This window comes from Hallella mizrahii, from assembly GCF_009695775.1.
In the GTDB taxonomy this organism is placed as follows: Bacteria; Bacteroidota; Bacteroidia; order Bacteroidales; family Bacteroidaceae; genus Prevotella; species Prevotella mizrahii.
Genome location: NZ_VUNG01000108.1, coordinates 1 through 1079, shown reverse-complemented (window position 1 = coordinate 1079; position 1079 = coordinate 1). Strand labels below are relative to the sequence as shown.

The following is a 1079-nucleotide window of genomic DNA, read 5'->3' as shown; positions in this document are numbered from 1 at the left end:
CCCAGATCCTCGCCACCAGAAACAAAGTACCGACCAAACCCACAGACAGCCCGACGACATCGGTGTAGTAATACATGAGGTACATATACACAATGCCGATCGCAAAATCCTTCCCGAACGCTCCAAATCCATAACTGAGTTTTGTAGTCATTGAAATGCTCATAGGGTATCGGGTCGCTGTTACCAACGCCCGCCTTCTGTTATTGGGTAATGACTCCAACTTATTGATAGTGTTTTATGTTCAGATAATGCCCGATGACTTTGTCATGCAGCTCCACCGATTTTGAGAACGACAGCGACTTCCGTCCCAGCCGTGCCAGGTGCTGCCTCAGATTCAGGTTATGCCGCTCAATTCGCTGCGTATATCGCTTGCTGATTACGTGCAGCTTTCCCTTCAGGCGGGATTCATACAGCGGCCAGCCATCCGTCATCCATATCACCACGTCAAAGGGTGACAGCAGGCTCATAAGACGCCCCAGCGTCGCCATAGTGCGTTCACCGAATACGTGCGCAACAACCGTCTTCCGGAGCCTGTCATACGCGTAAAACAGCCAGCGCTGGCGCGATTTAGCCCCGACATAGCCCCACTGTTCGTCCATTTCCGCGCAGACGATGACGTCACTGCCCGGCTGTATGCGCGAGGTTACCGACTGCGGCCTGAGTTTTTTAAGTGACGTAAAATCGTGTTGAGGCCAACGCCCATAATGCGGGCAGTTGCCCGGCATCCAACGCCATTCATGGCCATATCAATGATTTTCTGGTGCGTACCGGGTTGAGAAGCGGTGTAAGTGAACTGCAGTTGCCATGTTTTACGGCAGTGAGAGCAGAGATAGCGCTGATGTCCGGCGGTGCTTTTGCCGTTACGCACCACCCCGTCAGTAGCTGAACAGGAGGGACAGCTGATAGAAACAGAAGCCACTGGAGCACCTCAAAAACACCATCATACACTAAATCAGTAAGTTGGCAGCATCACCGGTGCCCAGCCTATTTTTCATTGTCTGAAAAGTTTGAATGATTTAGTGCGACTGGCGAAGGCGCTGGACGTCGATTTTCCTTTTTCTGCTTACGCCGCCATTGAG

The 1079-nt window shown here is 51.9% G+C and carries 1 protein-coding gene; it reads right to left on the bottom strand.

Features of this window, described 5'->3' with window-relative positions; all coding sequences use genetic code 11:
* Positions 1-221: 221 nt before the first annotated feature.
* Positions 222-919, bottom strand: a protein-coding gene (locus tag FYJ73_RS15660; RefSeq protein ID WP_103215986.1) for an IS1-like element IS1A family transposase whose coding sequence is annotated in 2 segments (ribosomal slippage) — positions 222-670 and positions 670-919 — 699 coding nt in all. Because the reading frame shifts where the segments join, the coding sequence is not laid out codon by codon here.
* Positions 920-1079: the final 160 nt, after the last annotated feature.